The 18,142-nt window shown below is 51.4% G+C and carries 17 protein-coding genes; 6 read left to right on the forward strand and 11 right to left on the reverse strand.

The genetic code is table 11. The annotated features are described in order from the left end of the window. Window positions 1-10: 10 nt before the first annotated feature. The 11 genes from KNO68_RS07985 to KNO68_RS08035 all read right to left on the reverse strand — a co-directional run bounded on the left by KNO68_RS07985 (window position 11) and on the right by KNO68_RS08035 (window position 12,074). The gene (locus KNO68_RS07985) at window positions 11-862 is read right to left on the reverse strand and encodes a DegV family protein (protein WP_214733877.1); all 852 of its coding nucleotides are present in this window, start codon (window positions 860-862) and stop codon (window positions 11-13) included. 125 nt (window positions 863-987) lie between these two features. Then, the gene (locus KNO68_RS07990; RefSeq protein WP_215112300.1) at window positions 988-1,407 is read right to left on the reverse strand and encodes an RDD family protein; all 420 of its coding nucleotides are present in this window, start codon (window positions 1,405-1,407) and stop codon (window positions 988-990) included. A gap of 14 nt (window positions 1,408-1,421) precedes the next feature. Further along, window positions 1,422-2,498: a nitric oxide synthase oxygenase gene (locus KNO68_RS07995; RefSeq protein WP_215112301.1), complete on the reverse strand. Its 1,077-nt coding sequence runs from the start codon at window positions 2,496-2,498 to the stop codon at window positions 1,422-1,424. Between the two features lie 97 nt (window positions 2,499-2,595). Continuing rightward, complete coding sequence (locus KNO68_RS08000; RefSeq protein ID WP_078147423.1) at window positions 2,596-2,838, reverse strand: hypothetical protein; 243 nt, start codon at window positions 2,836-2,838, stop codon at window positions 2,596-2,598. A 74-nt stretch (window positions 2,839-2,912) separates the two neighbouring features. Beyond that, window positions 2,913-3,110 (reverse strand): hypothetical protein, encoded by a 198-nt coding sequence (locus KNO68_RS08005; protein WP_078147424.1) that lies wholly within the window; start codon window positions 3,108-3,110, stop codon window positions 2,913-2,915. A gap of 146 nt (window positions 3,111-3,256) precedes the next feature. Beyond that, window positions 3,257-4,429 (reverse strand): IS200/IS605 family element RNA-guided endonuclease TnpB, encoded by a 1,173-nt coding sequence (gene tnpB, locus KNO68_RS08010; RefSeq protein WP_215112302.1) that lies wholly within the window; start codon window positions 4,427-4,429, stop codon window positions 3,257-3,259. A gap of 193 nt (window positions 4,430-4,622) precedes the next feature. Further along, window positions 4,623-7,544 carry a type I pullulanase gene (gene pulA / locus KNO68_RS08015; protein WP_214733881.1) on the reverse strand — a complete coding sequence of 974 codons (2,922 nt, stop codon included), beginning with the start codon at window positions 7,542-7,544 and terminating at the stop codon, window positions 4,623-4,625. Window positions 7,545-8,132: 588 nt separating this feature from the next. Next, window positions 8,133-8,702: a hypothetical protein gene (locus KNO68_RS08020; protein WP_214687315.1), complete on the reverse strand. Its 570-nt coding sequence runs from the start codon at window positions 8,700-8,702 to the stop codon at window positions 8,133-8,135. A gap of 58 nt (window positions 8,703-8,760) precedes the next feature. Further along, window positions 8,761-10,419, reverse strand: coding sequence for an FAD-dependent oxidoreductase (locus KNO68_RS08025; RefSeq protein WP_215112303.1), 1,659 nt, complete (start codon window positions 10,417-10,419; stop codon window positions 8,761-8,763). A 14-nt stretch (window positions 10,420-10,433) separates the two neighbouring features. Beyond that, window positions 10,434-11,720 carry an arsenic transporter gene (locus KNO68_RS08030; protein ID WP_215112304.1) on the reverse strand — a complete coding sequence of 429 codons (1,287 nt, stop codon included), beginning with the start codon at window positions 11,718-11,720 and terminating at the stop codon, window positions 10,434-10,436. Window positions 11,721-11,756: 36 nt separating this feature from the next. Then, window positions 11,757-12,074 carry an ArsR/SmtB family transcription factor gene (locus tag KNO68_RS08035; protein ID WP_047794990.1) on the reverse strand — a complete coding sequence of 106 codons (318 nt, stop codon included), beginning with the start codon at window positions 12,072-12,074 and terminating at the stop codon, window positions 11,757-11,759. A 197-nt stretch (window positions 12,075-12,271) separates the two neighbouring features. Between KNO68_RS08035 and KNO68_RS08040 the strand changes: the two genes are divergently transcribed. The 6 genes from KNO68_RS08040 (at window position 12,272) to KNO68_RS08065 (ending at window position 18,020) form a co-directional block, all read left to right on the forward strand. Beyond that, window positions 12,272-13,753 carry a SulP family inorganic anion transporter gene (locus tag KNO68_RS08040; protein ID WP_215112305.1) on the forward strand — a complete coding sequence of 494 codons (1,482 nt, stop codon included), beginning with the start codon at window positions 12,272-12,274 and terminating at the stop codon, window positions 13,751-13,753. A gap of 69 nt (window positions 13,754-13,822) precedes the next feature. After that, window positions 13,823-14,236 (forward strand): universal stress protein, encoded by a 414-nt coding sequence (locus tag KNO68_RS08045; protein ID WP_047794988.1) that lies wholly within the window; start codon window positions 13,823-13,825, stop codon window positions 14,234-14,236. Window positions 14,237-14,349: 113 nt separating this feature from the next. Then, window positions 14,350-14,556 carry a PLD nuclease N-terminal domain-containing protein gene (locus tag KNO68_RS08050; protein ID WP_031422647.1) on the forward strand — a complete coding sequence of 69 codons (207 nt, stop codon included), beginning with the start codon at window positions 14,350-14,352 and terminating at the stop codon, window positions 14,554-14,556. Continuing rightward, window positions 14,553-15,401 (forward strand): ABC transporter ATP-binding protein, encoded by an 849-nt coding sequence (locus KNO68_RS08055; RefSeq protein WP_215112306.1) that lies wholly within the window; start codon window positions 14,553-14,555, stop codon window positions 15,399-15,401. Before KNO68_RS08050 ends, KNO68_RS08055 begins: the two co-directional genes overlap by 4 nt. Beyond that, window positions 15,401-16,159 (forward strand): ABC transporter permease, encoded by a 759-nt coding sequence (locus KNO68_RS08060; protein ID WP_215112307.1) that lies wholly within the window; start codon window positions 15,401-15,403, stop codon window positions 16,157-16,159. The genes KNO68_RS08055 and KNO68_RS08060 overlap by 1 nt, the downstream gene beginning before the upstream one ends. Window positions 16,160-16,262: 103 nt before the next feature. Beyond that, window positions 16,263-18,020 (forward strand): C39 family peptidase, encoded by a 1,758-nt coding sequence (locus KNO68_RS08065; protein ID WP_215112308.1) that lies wholly within the window; start codon window positions 16,263-16,265, stop codon window positions 18,018-18,020. The last annotated feature ends 122 nt before the right edge of the window (window positions 18,021-18,142 follow it).

The raw sequence follows: 18,142 nt of genomic DNA on the forward strand, positions 1-18,142 counted from the left end.
TCCTACTTGATTAAGCGTTGAGCCACAAGACACCAACCGTCTCGAATCCGGCATGTACCGCAATCGAAGGACAGAATCGAGTCCGTACGACTTCGAGACCTGGCAGTTTCGACTCGATGAGTGCGACGAGGTCATCTTGCATGTTCGGTGCAAGTGCCGTCTGAACGAACACCCGATTGTCCTTCACACCGTTTTCCGCGTGACGACGTTCGAGTTCACCGACCATCTCCGCATAAGCCTTCTTCAGTGAACGGGCCTTTTTGAACGGGATGACTTTCCCCGTCTCATCAACGGTGATGATCGGCTTGATGTTCAAGATGTTCGCAAGGAACATCTCACCGGAAGAAACGCGACCGCCACGGCGCATCGTCTCCATGTTTCCGATGATCATGAAGAAGTTCTTCTTATCGCGCCATGCTTCGATAAGGGCGACGATTTCCTCCACTGACTTGCCTTCAGCTTCAGCGGCCTTTCCGATTCGGACGAGTTCTTGCTGCGCCTCGAGTGCGGCATGCGAGTCGATGGTATACACGGTAAAGTCAGCCGCTTCTGCCGCTGCTTTCGAGTTTTTTGCCGTACTGCTCAATCCGTTCGAGCAATGGACGGCGATGGCACAATCATATCCCTCTTCTTTCAAGCGTTCGTAGCGGGCGATGAAGTCTCCGAAGATCGGTTGTGACGTCTTCGCTTGTTTCTTTTGGTCAATCATATACCGATGTAAGTCTTCAAGCGAGAGTTTCGTTTCACTATAGCCGTTCCCGTCCACAATCAATTGAATCGGAACGATATCGACACCGAGACGGGCTGCCTCTTCTTGAGAGAAGTTAGCCATACTGTCGGTAATCCATGCGATTTTTGTCATAACTAAAAAGCCTCCAATAGTCGTTCATTTTTGTCCAATCACATTATACCTTATTTCCCGCCCCTATTCCTACTCGACCGAACGGAACGAAAAAACAGAGCGACACGCGGTCGCCCTGCTCTTCTTCATTTGGTCGAGATCAATTTTGTATGGGCGAACTCGTCGTGCGGCAACTCGAGGTCTTTATTCGACTTCATCTGTTGGAGTGCACGGATGAGCGGAATCCCAAGCGTCGCCGGGTAGACGACGTCTTTATAGAGTGTCCGCTTGATGACTTGCTCCAATGAAAGCGGGCGTCCATCCGCACTCACGACCTTAATTCCGACGACACGGTCTCCTATCGTCTGACCGTTTCGATACAACATACAATAGACTTCTCCGGCCATCGTCACAACGGTCGGTAAGTAATACCGTTTCACTTCTTTGTCTGGCCAAATCTTTTGACGGACGGCCTTTTCAATCAATTTCGTCGGTGTCTGAAAGACGAGTTGGTCGATTTGACCAGCGACGGCTCGTTTCCAAAGTGGGACTGCCACAGCAATCATCCTTTCTCTCGGTTCTAGCCTTTCAATTCCTCTTTTACCAGCTGACGAAACCCTGAGAACGGACATCCACTTCGAGCGAACAAGTTCGGTGTTTTGATCTGATTGTCGTAATGCTCGTGAAAAACGTGCGTCGTCGCAGGAGAGAGCGGCGGGATGAGCCAACTCCATTGCCCGGTGACGTCACGCCCCGCGTCCCGTTCGTTTTTTTCGAACCGCTTGAACTGTTTGGCGGCCGTATGGTGGTCGACAATGGTCACACCTTCCCGCTCGAACGATTGCAGGACGGCGATGTTCAATTCGACGAGTGCCCGGTCGCGCCAAAGCGACCGCTCTTTCGTCGTATCGAGCCCGAGTGACCGTCCGACGAGCGGCAACAAATCATAACGGTCCGTATCGGCCAAGTTCCGTGCCCCGATTTCCGTCTCCATATACCAACCGTTAAACGGGACCGACGTAAACCGAAGCCCTCCGATTTCAAGCTCCATATCCGCAATCGCCGGGACCGCGTGCCATTTGATGGTCCGTCCGTCAAACAGGTCCACATCCTCGTGCTGAATGTCCACCTCAAGTACGGCCTCGTTCGGCAACTCAAACAAGCGGACGTCTCGTCCGTCCGTGATCATGAGCGGGAGGATATCAAACGGCGTACCGGCTCCGACCCATCCGAGCTCTTTCGCGCGCTTCGTCATCGTGACGGACATCGGGTCTCCGATGATTCCGTCCGGCGTCTCATATCCCGCGTACCGAATCAACTGTGTGTTCAATAGTTTGAACTCGTTCGGGAGAACCGTCATCGTCGAACGGATTTTTCCACCGTTCGTAGCGAACCGAAGATGGTTGACAAGATGGTCGTAGACAGCCTCAAACGTATCAGCGTCCCGTGCATCGATCACATGGAGTGTCTGCCAAAACAAGCGGCCGATGCAACGATTCGAATTCCGCCACGCCACCTTGGCACCTTCACACAACTCTTCCGTCGTCAACGAATAAGTGCCCGTGCGCTCAATTTCATCTTTGATTTGTCGGAGACGTTCGGACGGGTCGTCATGCCATTGCCGCATCCAGTCGCTCGCTTGTTCATACAGATTCATATCTAAAATCTCCTCACTCGATTCTCTCTTTTTCCATCTTAGAGAAAAGGAGACCCCTGTTTCAACTATCTATTCTCACACGCGACACGTCGGGTACTTAGAACCCCTCTGGTTGATGAACGAGTTCGATATAGTCGGTGACTTCTTCGTCTCCGCTCACTTCCTTCTCAAGGGCGGTCAATTGAGCCTCGATGGTCGGACTTGATTCGTATTCGGCGGCATATTGATATAACACATTCGTCACTTCGGTCATTCGACGCAAGCGGACAGGAAAGTCTGTACCGGATGCAAAACGAATGATGAACGTGACGTCTGAATTGCTCGAGTCAACCGCTCTCAATCGTCAGGATGAACCGTTTCTCGGGTTAACGCCTGTTCGTGATACGGCGCAAACTCTTCCGCATCGGCTGGAGATCATGCGCAGTCATCGAACAGCAGTCCCATCTTTTCGTTCGAATCGATTAGTTGACCATTTGTATCGAGTACGTAAATGGTATCCGAATACTGTTCAATCAGGAGCGAATCCACATGGAACGGGGGAATCGGTCCAGTTGACAAGATATCCGTGACGTCACCATTGACGCGATGAATCCACTTTTTGAAAATCGTCATACCATCTCTCCTTTCGAAAGAGATGGAAGTTTCAAGCGTAAATTCTCTTGTTCATACAAAATGACTAGTTTTTGAACTACTCCCACCTACGCGTTGCTTAGAGGTGGGAGATTCCTGAGTTATCCTCTCTATCGAGAGAAACCTGATCAGGCTAACCCCGTCGTCCCGACGGTTGAAGAAGCTAAGATTCGTTCAGCTTCTAATTTCAAATTCATACCTGCGTTAATATCGCGATCATGATGGACTCCGCAATTCGGACACGTCCATTCACGTAGTTCAAGATGTTTCACGTCTTTGTGTTGATGGCCGCAACTCGAACACAATTGGCTCGAGGCGAAGGTCTTCCCGACCTTCACGACGGTCTTCCCGTACCAACCGGCCTTGTACTTGAGCATGCGATGGAACTCCGACCAGCTCACTTCGGAGATCGACTTGCTCAACTTGCGGTTCTGCTGCATGTCCTTCACCTGCAGGGTCTCGATGCCGATGACGTCGTGGTTTTTGACGATTTCGGTCGACACCTTCTGCAGGAAGTCGGTGCGTCTGTTGGCGATCTTCTCGTGGATGCGGGCGACCTTCCGCTTCTGCTTCTGGTAGTTCTTCGCCTCGGAGAGTCTCACCTTCTTGTTCAGGGCGATGCGCTGACGACGGGACAACTTGCGTTGCTCGCGGGCCAGTTTCTTCTCGAGCGTACGGAAATAACGGTCGTTTTGGTATACGGTTCCGTTTGATAGGATGGCGAAGTTCTTCAGCCCGACGTCGACGCCGACCGATGAGCCGGTTTTCGGCAGCTCACTGATCTCATGCTCTACGAGAAGGGAGACGAAGTATTTGCCCGAAGCTGTGCGTCGGATCGTGGCGCTCAGGATGCGACCCTCGACCTGTCTCGATTTGGCGAAACGCAGCCATTTCAGCTTCGGGAGTTTGAGTCGATTTCCGACGATCGAGACCTCGGGGAGCTGGGAATTGCCTTGGATGTTCGCCGTATAGGATTGGACGGGGTTTCGCTTCGACTTGAAACGGGGATGATTCCCCTTTTTCTTGAAGAACTTCTTATACGCGTCGGCCAGGTGTTTGACACTGTTCTGGACGGCCGTGCTGTCCACTTCCGTCAACCAACTGAATTCTTGTTTGAGCATGGGAAGTGCTTTCGAGCAGGCATCATACGACAGTCCCTTGCCGGTCGCTTCATGGGCCGCGTCCCATTTCGACAGGAAATGGTTGAACACGAACCGCGAACAGCCGATCGTCTTGGTGATCAGGACCTCCTGTTCCTTCGTCGGATAGATCCGGAATTTATAGCCCTTGTGCTTCACCATGTGACGTTCACCCCCTTTGAAGATATTTTACCCGAAGGAGAGGTTGGCGATTCATATCCCACTTTCACGTAAGCTCTGTCCTTAACGTTTAGAAGTGGGAGTATTCTCGCTTAATTTTGATAAAGCATTAATCACCAATTACCCATCACTGTGCCATTAGAAAACCCCACTCGTTTCTAAGTGGGGTCAATGATTAGTTCCGTTCGAGGACGAACGTCTTGTATGCAGGCACGCTTACTTTTCCAGTCGCACGCTTGATTGTCTTCGTTCCGGCACGGTCGCCATCGACAATCACGTTCCAGTTCCCTTTTGGAAGGGTGACTTGGACATTCGTCGGGTTGGCGTTATGCGTGATGAACAAGTCGTTCTTTTGACCCGGTGCATCTTCGTCAATCGTGTACGTGATGACGTTCGCTTCCGCTTTGTGGAACGTCAAGAATCGTTTCACATCGCTCGCTTTAGTCATCCGAAGACCTGGATTGGCTTTACGCATTTCAATCAAGCCTTTCATGTATTGGACGTCCGCCTTGCGGTCGGCTGCCCGTTTCCAATCGAGCTGGTTGATCGAGTCCGGTGATTTGTACGAGTTGTGGTCGCCTTCCTTCGTACGCATGAACTCTTGTCCGGCGTGAAGGAATGTCGTCCCTTGGCTCGTCAAAATGATGCTTGAAGCGAGTCGGTGCATCTTCGTCTTGTTCACTTCAGATGCGATCGGGTTCGTCAACTCCAGCTTGTCCCATAACGTGTGATTGTCGTGGGCCTCAACGTACGTGATGGCTTGCGTCGGTTCTTTCGTGAATCCTTTAATCGTGTCGCTATACGCGATCTCACCGACGATTCCCGTCTTCACGCGATTTTCCATGCCTTCTTTTCCGTTGACGAATCCTTTGTCCTCATCGAAGAAGACGCTACCTTTCAAGCCGTCACGGATGTTGTCATTGAAGTGGGCGATACCCGGCATGTCGTAGGCGTTCTTTTGATTTGCTTTTAATTCAGCATCGAGCGGCGTACTGAGGTCCCATCCTTCTCCGAAGACGAGAATCGACTTGTCGACTCGATTCAACTCCGAACGAACTTTATTCATTGTGTCGACGTCATGGATTCCCATCAAGTCGAAACGGAATCCGTCCCAATGATACTCTTTTGCCCAATAGACGACAGAGTCGACGATCAGTTTTTGCATCATCGCCCGTTCAGAAGCGGTATCGTTTCCGACACCTGTACCGTTGGCGAAGTCACCACCTGCTGTGTAACGGTAGTAGTAACCCGGTACGATTTTGTGCAAATTCGACGCCTGCGCATCGAACATATGGTTGTATACGACGTCCATGACGGCACGTAAATTGTTGTCATGTAACCCTTGAATCATCTGTTTCATTTCCATGATACGTACTTTCGCATCGTAAGGATTCGTTGAATACGACCCTTCTGGTGCATTGTAGTTTTTCGGATCGTATCCCCAGTTGTACGTCGCCATCGGATTCGTTTCATCGACCGATGCCGTGTTGAAGTCATAGACCGGAATGAACTGAACGTGTGTCACGCCGAGGTCTTTGACATGGTCGAGTCCCGTCTTCGTTGCTGTTTTCTTTCCATCAACGAGAAGACGCGTTCCTGGTTCGATGACACCGAGGTACTTCCCTTTGTTTTGAATGCCTGAGTCGTATTTGTCCGTCTTCACATCGAAGATCGAGAAATCACGGACATGCGTCTCATAGATGATTGCGTCTGTCGATTGTTTCAACTTCGGTTTCATTGAATTCCAACGTTTTGGATCTGTCTCTTTCAAATCGACGATGACACCTTGGTCACCGTTCACGCCGACAGCCGTCGCATACGGATCGACCGCACGGACCTTCCCTGTCGCATGGGTCACTTGGTACGTATAGCCGATGCCGTCTAGGTCACCCCGCACTTCTGCCACCCACGTGCCGCGTTCACCGCGTTTCATTTGAATCACTTTCTTCAAATCTTTATCATTTGTTGGTCGGTTCGTCGGCATGTTCCATAGTTCGAGCTCGACTTGTTGAGCCGTCGGAGCCCAGAGAACAAATTTCGTTTTCGACTTTTGGTACGTGACACCGAGTTTACCGTCATATGCATATTTTGCATCGAATTCTTTTGAACGAAGCACCTTGCCGGCTTGGAGCGTCTGTTCTCCAAACTCCGGGTGCGAGGCTTTGATGACTTTCGCTAAGTCGATGTCTGACTTGAATTGAATCGTCACCGACTTGTCGCTAGCCTTTTCAATCGATTCCACCGTTGCCCCGTCCACGCTCAATTCATCGATGAACGCATCCGTGATGACACGGTTCGTCGTGAGTGTCGCTTGACGGAACGTGTCCGCCGAGAACGAGACGAGCTTCGGAGAGCGATCGATTTGAGGCTCTGAATAGTAGATTGTCGAATCTCCTTCAACGAGCCAAATCTCTTTTGCAGTCCCGAGAACGAATCGGTCTTCCCCATCCTTCTCCGTCCATTCTCCTTTTTTCGTGATCAAGCCCATGAGTCTCTTCGATTCTGGGTTGGCGAGTTTCACGTTCGCGACGGCACCGAAATCATCAGCCCCATCGAATACGATGCTCTGTCCGTCCCCACCGTCTGGCCAAGCCCAAAGACCCCAGTCCGTATATGTATTGTCGTAACGGAAATAATGAACTTTCATATCGATTTCCGTCGAAGCCGTCTCTCCGTCCGGGTTTGACGTATAGATGGTCGGGTCGCCCGACTTGATCCACACTTCGGCGACGCCATCTTGAATCATGTCGCTCGTGATGAAGCGGTCATTTTCAGACCCCTTATCTTTGTCCCAGTTGTCCGTGCGGACGATGAGACCGATTTTTTCAGGTGAGTCGACCGGAAATTCGTAAGCCGCCACCTTTCCGAATGCATCCTCCCCGTTGAATGTGAAGCCTTTGTTCGGGAAGTAATCTGGGCCGTTCGCCCAAAGCCATAAGTTCCAATCCTTTTCGTTATCCGGCGCCTCTTGATAATGGACGACGACAAGTGTCGACTTCCCTTTATCTAAAGCGGACGTCGGCATCGGAAACATTGACAGAATTAGTGCAAACGTTAGCACAACTGCCCATACGGGTTTCCACTGCTTTTTGACCATGAGGGTCCCTCCTTGTAGCACCATTTTGAGAAAACGCTTACACAAAAATTGTAAACGGTTTCCTTGAGTGAAGCAACGTTAATTTAGAAAAGGGTCAATTGGCATCATTTTCTTTACAGATTTTACAAACGGGAAAGCCCATATCGGGCATAGCACGCCTTTAGGCATAGGATGAGAGTGAGTTCGGATGTGAAAACATCCGACGTTCGGGTATACTTATCCCATAGACAAGAACAAGTCTCTAAAACGCCTGTGTCCATCGCCCCTTGAAAATCGTATACGGTTCGGTCATGAAAACATATGACCGGTAAAACGATGCCTGTCGTCATGCAAAAGACGCTAAAACATCAGATGGACACACCTGCAACGACCTGTGGTGGATGGTAACAGTCCACCAGCCTGAGAATCTATATGATCTGTCTCAGGAGGGGTGATGGCACACCCTCATCTGAAGGCTTGAGCAAAACAGAAATGGCCTGCGCTCGCACAAGCACTTCAGAATCCCACGGTTTTAATCGTGGGAGTGTCAAAACCTGTCTAAGAAATATGAACTAAAAAGACGGGTCCCACTCATCATCACAGGATCCGTCAAAGTTTATTCCATTCTTCGAGCGACTCCAAGTAGTGAAGATAGCTCATCTTGATTTCTTCATCTGTTAAGTCCGCCGGTAAGAGGGAACGTGGGACTAGACCTGTGAACTTGGCGCCTCCGACATGTGCAAAAATATAAGAGGCGACTTGCTCTGACATGTCTCTTGTCAAAAAACCGGTCACATACTTCCCATCCTTGCTCTCGAAGACGATGTCGAGTCGGCGACCTTCCTGTTCATCGATAATCAACTGGTTGTAAAGTCGATGTGCCTCATCTTTGTACTTGTATCTCATCCCGCGTCTCGCATTGTCATCAATCTCCCACTGATGGTCTTGTCGCTCTTTCGCCGTGAAGATTTTCTCGAGCATTCTTGGGTCATCAATCGTTAAGCAACAAAAGATATGTTCATACGACAGTTGATCGTCGTTCACCAAGTCCATGATGTCCGTCTTCGGGATAATCTTTGCCTTGTAGCGCACCATGACACGACGGACGACTTCTTCTTTGTCAAAAATGAGCCACTGCTTCCGTCGCTCAAACTTCTCATGTAACATCTTATACTTCATTCACTTCACCTCATTTCCAGCATATCAAAAACGACGCCCGCAAAGGACGTCGTCTTGCTTAGTTCCCGTATTTTTTGAACAACTGATAGTTCTTATTTCCACCTGACAAGTTGTACACGTCGGTGAATCCGAGGTTACGCAGCACGTTCTGGGCCGCGTTCCCCGTCACCCCACCGTTACAGTAGACGACGGTCGGTTTGTCCTTGTCCATGTCTTTCGCCACTTCCCGAAGGTTACCGAGTGGGACGTTGACCGCACAATCGACACACGCCTTCTCGAACTGTGCTGCTTTCCGCGTATCGATGATTTGCATGTCTTCCCCGGCATCGATTCGCGTCTGAAGCTCGGCCGGTGTGATGAGTCGAGCCGCCTTGTCGATACTGTTCGAAAGCACCATCCCCGTATACATGACCGGGTCTTTCGTCGTCGAGAACGGTGGTGCGTAGGCGAGGTCGAGGTGGAACAAGTCGTCGACTTTCGCCTTGAGCGTGATGACCGTGACGAAGACGTCGATTCGTTTGTCGACTCCTTCGAATCCGACGATTTGGACGCCGAGCAGTTGACGTGTCGCACGGTCCGCGACCGCTTTGATCGTCATATCTTTTCCACCCATATAGGCAGGCTTGTCCGGCTTCGTATTATGAAGCACCTCGATATCGTATCCGAGTTCGCGTGCTTCTTTTTCGGCCAGCCCCGTCTGTGCGACGGCAAGTCCGAACACTTTGAAGATGCCCGTGCCGAGGATGCCGCGATGCTCGAGATGACCGCCCGTGATGACGTCCCCAGCGGTCCGCCCCATCTTGTTCGCTGTCGAACCGAGCGGACGCCAAATCGGTTTGCCCGTCACGATTGAGAAGCTCTCCGCGACGTCTCCTGCCGCATAGACGTCTGGGATATTCGTTTCCATCCGCTCATTGACGACAATCGCACCCGTTTCACCTAGTGTGACTCCCATCTGCATGGCGAGCTCGACGTTCGGACGGACTCCCACAGACAAGATGACGAGGTCGGTCTCAATCGTCTTCCCACTCTCCGTGACGACTCGTTCGACGTGTCCGTCACCGGCAAGTTCTGTCACGGTCTCTCCGAGCATGAGCTCGATTCCATTCTTCTCGAGGTGCTCCTCGACGCGACACGCCATGTCCTTGTCGAGTGGCGGCATCACTTGTGGTACACGTTCGATGATGGTCACGTCCACACCGCGAAGCTTCAACTGTTCCGCCATCTCTAGACCGATGAAGCCGGCGCCGATGATCGTCGCATGTTTCGGGTCTGTCGAATCGACGAAGGAGCGTGTCGCCTCGGCATGTTGGATGTTTCGAATCGGGAAGACATTGTCCGACTTCACCCCTGGAATCGGTGGGATGATGCTTGACGCACCCGTCGCGAGGACCAGGACGTCATAGGCGTCCGTGAACGTGTCACCTGTCTCTAAGTTTTCGACCGTCACCGTCTTCGCGTCTTTATCGACGGCTGTGACATTGTGACGTGTCATGACGTCGATGTTGTAACGCTTCTTGAAGAAGGCAGCGTCACGTGGCGTCAAGTCGTCACGAGACTCGACCTCTCCACCGACGTAGTATGGAATCCCACATCCCGAATACGAGATGTCGTAGTCCCGGTCGTAAATCGTAATCTGTGCGTCTTCGTTGTTCCGACGTGCTTTCGCCGCGACCGATGTCCCGGCAGCGACTGAACCGATGATGACTAGTTTCATATATAATCCACTCCTCAATAAAGTAATAAGCTGATATATAGACCGAGCAACGTGATAGCCAATGTCGGAATCGTCAAGATGATCCCGACTTTAAAGTACTGTCCCCAGCCGATTTTGACCCCTTTCGTACGAAGGACGTGGAGCCATAGAAGCGTCGCTAGCGACCCAATCGGGGTAATCTTTGGACCGAGATCGGAACCAATGACGTTCGCATAGATTAACGCTTCCCGAATCTGTCCGGTCGTATGCGTCAAGTCGATAGCGAGCGCATCAATCATGACGGTCGGCATATTGTTCATGACAGATGACAAGATGGCGGCCAAAAAGCCCATCCCGAACGTGGCACTGAAGGCGTTCACCGCGAACCAGTCGATAAAGTTTGCCAGTACTTGAGTGAGTCCGGCGTTTTGTAAACCGTAGACGACGATATACATCCCAAGCGAGAAGAAGACGATGGCCCACGGTGCACCTTTCACGACTTGAGTCGTCTGTACCGCTGACGAGCGATTCGCCATCACGAGGAAGAACAAGGCGATCACCCCGGCGACGAGCGAGACTGGAATCCCAAGCAAGTCGCTCGTGAAATAGCCGATCACCAACAAGGCGAGCACGACCCACGATAAGCGGAACATCGTATGGTCTTTAATGACGGACGAAGGTTCAGCCAACTGTGAGGCATCATATCGTTTCGGGATGTCTTTCTTGAAATATAGATACAAGACGAGCAGACTCCCCGCGACCGCGAACACGTTCACAAATGCCATCCGCGCGGCGTACTCGGCGAAGCCGATATCAAAGAAGTCGGCTGAAACGATGTTGACGAGGTTCGAGACGATGAACGGGAGACTCGCCGTATCGGCGATAAATCCGGATGCCATGACGTATGCCAAGACGATCGCGTCCGGCAGTTTGAGAGCCCGGACCATCGCTAAGACGATGGGCGTCAAGATGAGCGCTGCCCCGTCGTTCGCAAACAATGCTGCGACGAGGGCACCGAGTAACGTGATATAAACGAAGAGCTTCACGCCGCCACCTTTGGCGATTCGTGCCATATGTAAGGCGGCCCATTCAAAAAATCCAATCTCGTCTAAAATGAGCGAAATGATGATGATTGCGATGAAGGTGAACGTCGCGTTCCAAATGATGCCCCACACCGTTCCGACGTCATCAAGATTGACGACACCTGAAACGAGGGCGATGACGGCCATCCCCATCGCCGAGTAACCGATGCCGAGGCCTTTCGGTTGCTTGATGATGAGGAAAAGCGTCACAAGAAAAATTAAACTAGCAATCCACTGCACAATGAGTTCCTCCTATAGTCTCTATTGTCTCTCTCCTTACATCGCACAATCCGGCTCACAATCACAGCTCGGTTCGACGGTTTCTAGATTGGCTAACAAATCGGTGACGAGCGGATAAAAGGGGCTCGTCTCGTTCAATCGGTAATGAATCCACTGTTTGTCTCGACGTTCTAACAGTAGTCCCGCCTGACGTAACATTTTCAAATGACGGCTGATCGCCGGTTGCGAGATATCGAAACAGTCGACGAAACTACACGCACACTGCTCGCCTGCCTCCATTTGTTTCAACATCGTCAATCGGGTCGGATCCCCAAGCACCTTGAGCACCTTGCTCAATTCTTCAACGGCATACATCTTCTCCCCACCTTTCATATAACAAATTCGTTATATAACCTGCACGTTATGAAATTACCACAATTTTTCATCCGAAGCAATTGTCATTTTGGACTCAATTCGGTATGATGAAACACGTTGAAAATGAACGGATTCCATTATTTTGATTTTCGTGAGACTCGAAAATTAAATCATTATAAATAGAAAGGTGTGTTCTTTTGGAAAGATTGAATACGTTGAAACACGAATGGTTCGGAAATGTCCGGGCCGACATTTTGGCCGGGATTGTCGTCGCCTTGGCACTCATCCCTGAAGCCATCGCCTTCTCCCTCATCGCGGGAGTCAACCCGATGGTCGGGCTCTATGCCTCCTTTATTATCGCGATGATCATCTCCGTTGCCGGAGGTCGTCCGGCGATGATCTCGGCTGCGACCGGTGCGATGGCGCTCGTCGTCGTCTCGCTTGTCGCCGACCATGGGCTTCAATATTTACTGGCCGCTGGTATTTTGACCGGAATCATCCAAATCATTCTCGGTTACCTCGGCATCGCCCGCTTGATGAAATTCATCCCGCGTGCCGTCATGGTCGGATTCGTCAACGCGCTCGCCATATTGATTTTTCAGGCGCAACTCTCTAACTTTGAAGGAGAGAGCTGGATCATCTGGGCAATCGTCGCCGCCTCGCTCGCCATCATCTTCTTGTTCCCACGTGTGACGAAGACCATTCCGGCACCGCTCGTCGCCATCGTCGTCATGACGGTCCTCGCGATCACGCTTGGACTCGACACGAAAAACATCGGGGATATGGGAACGATCTCAGCGACGCTTCCAGACTTCTTGTTCCCAGATGTGCCATTCACGCTCGAGACACTCATGATCATCTTGCCGTACTCGATCTCACTCGCCTTCGTCGGCTTGATCGAGTCGCTCTTGACGGCTCAAATCGTCGATGACATGACAGGAACGGACTCGAACAAAAACCGCGAATCGCGCGGACAAGGCATTTCGAACATCGTCACCGGATTCTTCGGTGGGATGCCAGGATGTGCGATGATCGGACAATCGGTCATCAACGTCTCGTCTGGTGCCCGTGGTCGACTCTCGACATTCACAGCCGGACTTGCCCTCTTCATCATGATCATGACGATCAGTGACGTATTGATGCTGATCCCGGTCGGCGCGCTCGTCGGGGTCATGTTCTTCGTCTCGTACGCGACGTTCGATTGGGGTTCGCTCAAAGCGATGCGTACCGCCCAAAAATCGGATACGGTCGTCATGCTCGTCACCGTACTCGTCACCGTCGTCACACATGATTTGTCACTCGGTGTACTCGCCGGGATTTTGACAGCAGCAATTCTCTTCGCTGCTAAAATCTCAAAAATCGATCTCGAGCGAAAGATCGATGCCGACAAGGCTCATTACATGGTGAACGGACAGCTCTTCTTCGCCTCGACGTCTGAATTCGTCAATCAGTTCGATGTGGCAGAAGACGCGGAAGCGGGGATCAAACACGTCACGATCGATTTTGCGAACACACATCTTTGGGACGACTCTGCCATCGGGGCAATTGATAAGGTCATCTTCAAATATAGGGAAGTCGGAATCGAACCGGAACTGCTCAACTTGAACAAAGACTCGGAAAAACTGCTCAACACGCTCGCCCTTCACTTGAAGCAACAAGACGCGAACGCAGGGCACTGATTCACCGTTCCCCCGACTCGTGAAATCACCTATACTAAAAGTAGAATGTGCGAAAGAGGAGGAGTTTTCATGGGAAAGGTATTTTTAGCGGCAGACGGTTCTGCCCACTCGAAACGTGCGCTTGAAAAAGCGATTCAGCTCGCAAAGGCGTCGAATGCATCGATTGACATCGTACACGTCATCAGTGCGAAAGAATCGAAAGAAGCGGCCCTCAATTCGACAGGAAAGATCGACTTGGAGACGAAGCGAAAGCAGATGCTCAAGCCATTGTTCGACTTGACGGAAGCAGAAGGCATAGCCTACGAATACATCGAACTTCGTGGGGAGCCGGACGTCGAGCTCGTCAAATATGCGAACCATGAGCCGTACGAATATGTTGTCGTCGGATCACGCGGATTGAACACGTTCCAAGAGTTCGTGCTCGGTAGCGTGAGTCATAAACTCGCCAAACGTGCTCTCGCTCCTGTCATCATCGTCAAATGATGCATCGTCCTCATCTCCATCGTGAGATGGGGATTTTTTGTGTCACATACAGGGGACATCCTGTACGTGTAGAATGTGTTTAAGAACAGTCTAATTCAAAGGAGGTTCTCACGATGGACATCGTAAACGACCCGAATACCCTTTTTCTCATCTTACTACCCGTTCTGATTTTGCAACTCATCTTACTCGTCGTCGCCTTGATTGACTTGTTCAAACGCGACGTGACGAACGGTCCGAAATGGGTATGGCTTCTCGTCATCGTTTTCATCAACATACTCGGCCCAATCATCTACTTCTTATGGGGGCGGACACCGCGATGAACATCACACATGTAACGAAAAAATTCGGCTCCTTCACGGCGCTCGATGATGTCAGTTTCGAATTACGACCCGGCTGCACGTCCCTCCTTGGGGAAAACGGTGCCGGGAAGACGACGCTTTTGAACTTGCTCGCCCGCGTCACCCACCCGACAAGCGGCGACATGAGTGGACATGAACGCATTCGGATCGGCTATTTGCCTCAGCGCCCGGCCCTCTATCCATCGTTGACACCCGTCGAGACGATTCGGTATGCCGCTGAATTGACGGGGACCAAACATGTCGATCCGATTCAACTATTGAAACGGGTCGGGCTCGAACCGGTCGACCGTCCGGCAACGAACTTATCGGGCGGGATGCGACAGCGACTCGGGATCGCCCAAGCGCTCGTTCATGACCCGGAACTCTTGTTACTCGATGAACCCGTCTCCGCACTCGACCCTCGCGGTCGACGCGAAGTGCTCGATCTGTTGAGTGACTTGAAACGAGAGCGGATGATCCTGTACTCGACGCACGTCCTGCCGGATGCTGAAGAGGCGAGCGACTGGGTGCTCTTGCTTCGCCAAGGCAAATTGCTTATGGAAGGAACCGTGACCGACCTACTCGGTTCGAAGTCGACCATCGAGTTGCGTCTCTTTGATGATGAGACGAGTGAAGCAGACTGGACACAGTTAGAAGGCGTGGCTCGGACAACGAAACGGGGTTCCACGTGGACGTTTGAGTCAACGGACCGGAATCTCGCCGAACGGGCGATTTTGCGGCGCGTCCTGGAACGGAACGTCACCATCCAATCGCTACACGTCGGGCACCCGTCACTCGAGTCCCTATTCTTGGAGGTGAACGCCTGATGCGTATCGCAATCTTCAAACAGGAGTGGCGAGAGGCATGGTCGAACAAGCGGCTCATATGGATCCCAATCGTTCTCATGCTTCTTGCCTCGATGCAACCGCTCACGCTCTATTTCTTACCGGATATCCTCGCCTCCGGCGGCAACTTACCGGACGGCGCCGTCATCGAGCTCCCGACGCCGACACCAGAAGAAGTATTGATTTCAGTCAGTGAACAGCTCCGTCAAATCGGACTTCTCGTCGTCTTGTTGTCGGCGATGCACACGTTCAGTCATGAGCGGACGAACGGGACGCTCGCCTGGCTCAAATCGTTACAGATTCCGACGTCTCGCATCGTCGTCAGCAAATGGGCCCATTACGTCCTCTTGACGGTCGGTGGCCTCTTACTCGCCCAATTAGCGGCGGCGTACTATACGGTCATTCTTTTCGAGCCGTTTGATGTACCCGCATTTCTCGTCTCGACGGCACTTCTCGTCTGTCATTTCGTCGTTCAGCTCTCCATCTTCATTCTCCTCGCTGCCATAATTGAGAGCGGGGTCGTCGCGGTCGTCTTGACGCTCGGTCTCCATTTCGTCATGTCGCTCCTCATCGGATGGGTCGACCTCGATTGGATGCCATGGATGCTCGGTCCACAATCGAGCCAGGTGCTCCTGACCGAAGTGGATCTCGTGTGGCCACTCGTGACGGGAACCGTTGTCGTTCTCATCTCCCTTTTCGTGGCATCGAAACGACTTCGATTCATGAGTCATTCGGCGTAAACGTCTGACCTCACAAATGATTCATTTGCCACTATCTTCACTTGGATAAAAATGGTTATATTATTTTATATAGCATTTTTTGAAAATCGGGAGGCTTACTCATATGAAGTGGAAGACAACTACCCTATTTAGTTTAATTGCCGGCACCCTCCTTACCTCTCCCCTTCTGACACATGCGGAAGGTTCATTCCAACAGACGGAGAATGGCATCGTCTATACGTCGGGTGACGGGACGGTCTTGACGGGATGGCAAGAAATCGACGGCCATACATACTATCTGAATGAAGATGGCATGCTCCTCACAGGTTGGCAGGAAATCGAAGGGGCTACCTATTACTTTGAGACAGACGGTCGACTCGTCACGGGTGCTTATGCGATTGACGGCACGACATACACGTTTGACGAGAACGGAAAGCTACTCACCGGCTGGCAGGAACGGGACGGTCTCGTCTACTATTACGATGAGACCGGTCAACCCGTCACGGGATTCCAGACGATCGCCGGCAAGCGCTATTACTTCAACGAGGATGGGGTCCGTCTCTCGGGATGGCAGCAGCTTGGTGACGCCAAGCATTATTTCTTCCCAGACGGCACCATCCGTACAGGGATGTATACGATTGACGGCAAGAAATATTATTTGATGGAGCAAGGGAAGATGGCGACCGGATGGCAGACGATCGGCACACGTCGCTATTACTTCGGGGATGACGGGATACGTCGCCAAGGACTCGCTCGGATCGGTGACAAGATGTACGGTTTCCATCCCACTTACGGATACCGCCTCGAAGGACTCTATCGCATCAACAATCGACACTATTTGTTCGGAAAATACGGCGACCGCAAGTATGGGCTACAGCGAATCGATGGTGTCATGTATGGATTCCATCCGACGTACGGGTACCGACTAGAAGGTATCCATAAACTAAATGCACGTGTCTATTCATTCGATGCATACGGACGACGCGAGTATGGGTTCCAAACGGTCGATGGGAAGAAGGTCGGATTCCACCCAACCTACGGATACCGGCTACAAGGGAAATTCCGATTGGATGGGAAGACGTATCACTTCCACTCGACGGGTGTCCCCGAGAAAGGATGGAAATATACGACCCAGTACGAGTATTACGCTCCCGCGTTGACGAAGAAGACGGATTGGCAAGCCATCGACGGCAAGTGGTATTACTTTGACACGTATGGAAAGATGTATCAAAACCGTCGTGTCGGCAACGCCTCGTTCGATGCGCGGGGCGCCTATTCTCAGGCACTGTCCATCTATAAGATGAGCGTCCCACTCTATCGTCAGTTCCCGATGGGCTATCCGTCCGGCTGCGAGTTCTTCTCCCTCAAGATGGCGCTTGAAGAGAAAGGTCGTGCCGTCAGCGCCTCGACCTTATATAACGAGATGCCAAAGAGCATGTGGAACGCGCGTTATGAGAACCGTCTCTATCGCTGGGTCGACCCGAACGTCATGTTCACGGGAGATCCGAAAGGGACGCTCGGCAAATATAAGAACTACGGGATTTATCCGAAAGGCATGGTCGGATTCGCCAGCAAATATCGTCCGGTGAAAGACTTGTCCAACCAAGGCCTCGGCTCGATCGAGCGCGAACTGTCGATGGGTAACCCGGTCATCGTCTGGGCGAGCGTCGACTTCAACAAACCGTACGGCTACTTCAACTGGTACACCGCTTCGAACAAGAAGTTCACCGGCTACGTCAACTATCACGTCATGTTGGCAACCGGCTATGACAAATCAAACTTGTATATCAACGACCCATATCGTGGACGCTTGGTCATCCCGAAATCAAAAGTGAGCGCCGTCATGAGCGCGACCGGATGGAAAGCGCTCGCGGTCAGATAAGTAAGAAGGAACGTGCCTTTAATCGAAGGGCACGTTTTTTGTGTGCGATTAGGAAAATAGTACGAAATTAAGAAATATAAATTCCTATTTTTATGATTAAATATTGAAATTTAATTTCTGGA

Origin of the sequence: Exiguobacterium sp. s75 (genome assembly GCF_018617145.1) — a bacterium.
Taxonomy (GTDB): domain Bacteria; phylum Bacillota; class Bacilli; order Exiguobacteriales; family Exiguobacteriaceae; genus Exiguobacterium; species Exiguobacterium profundum.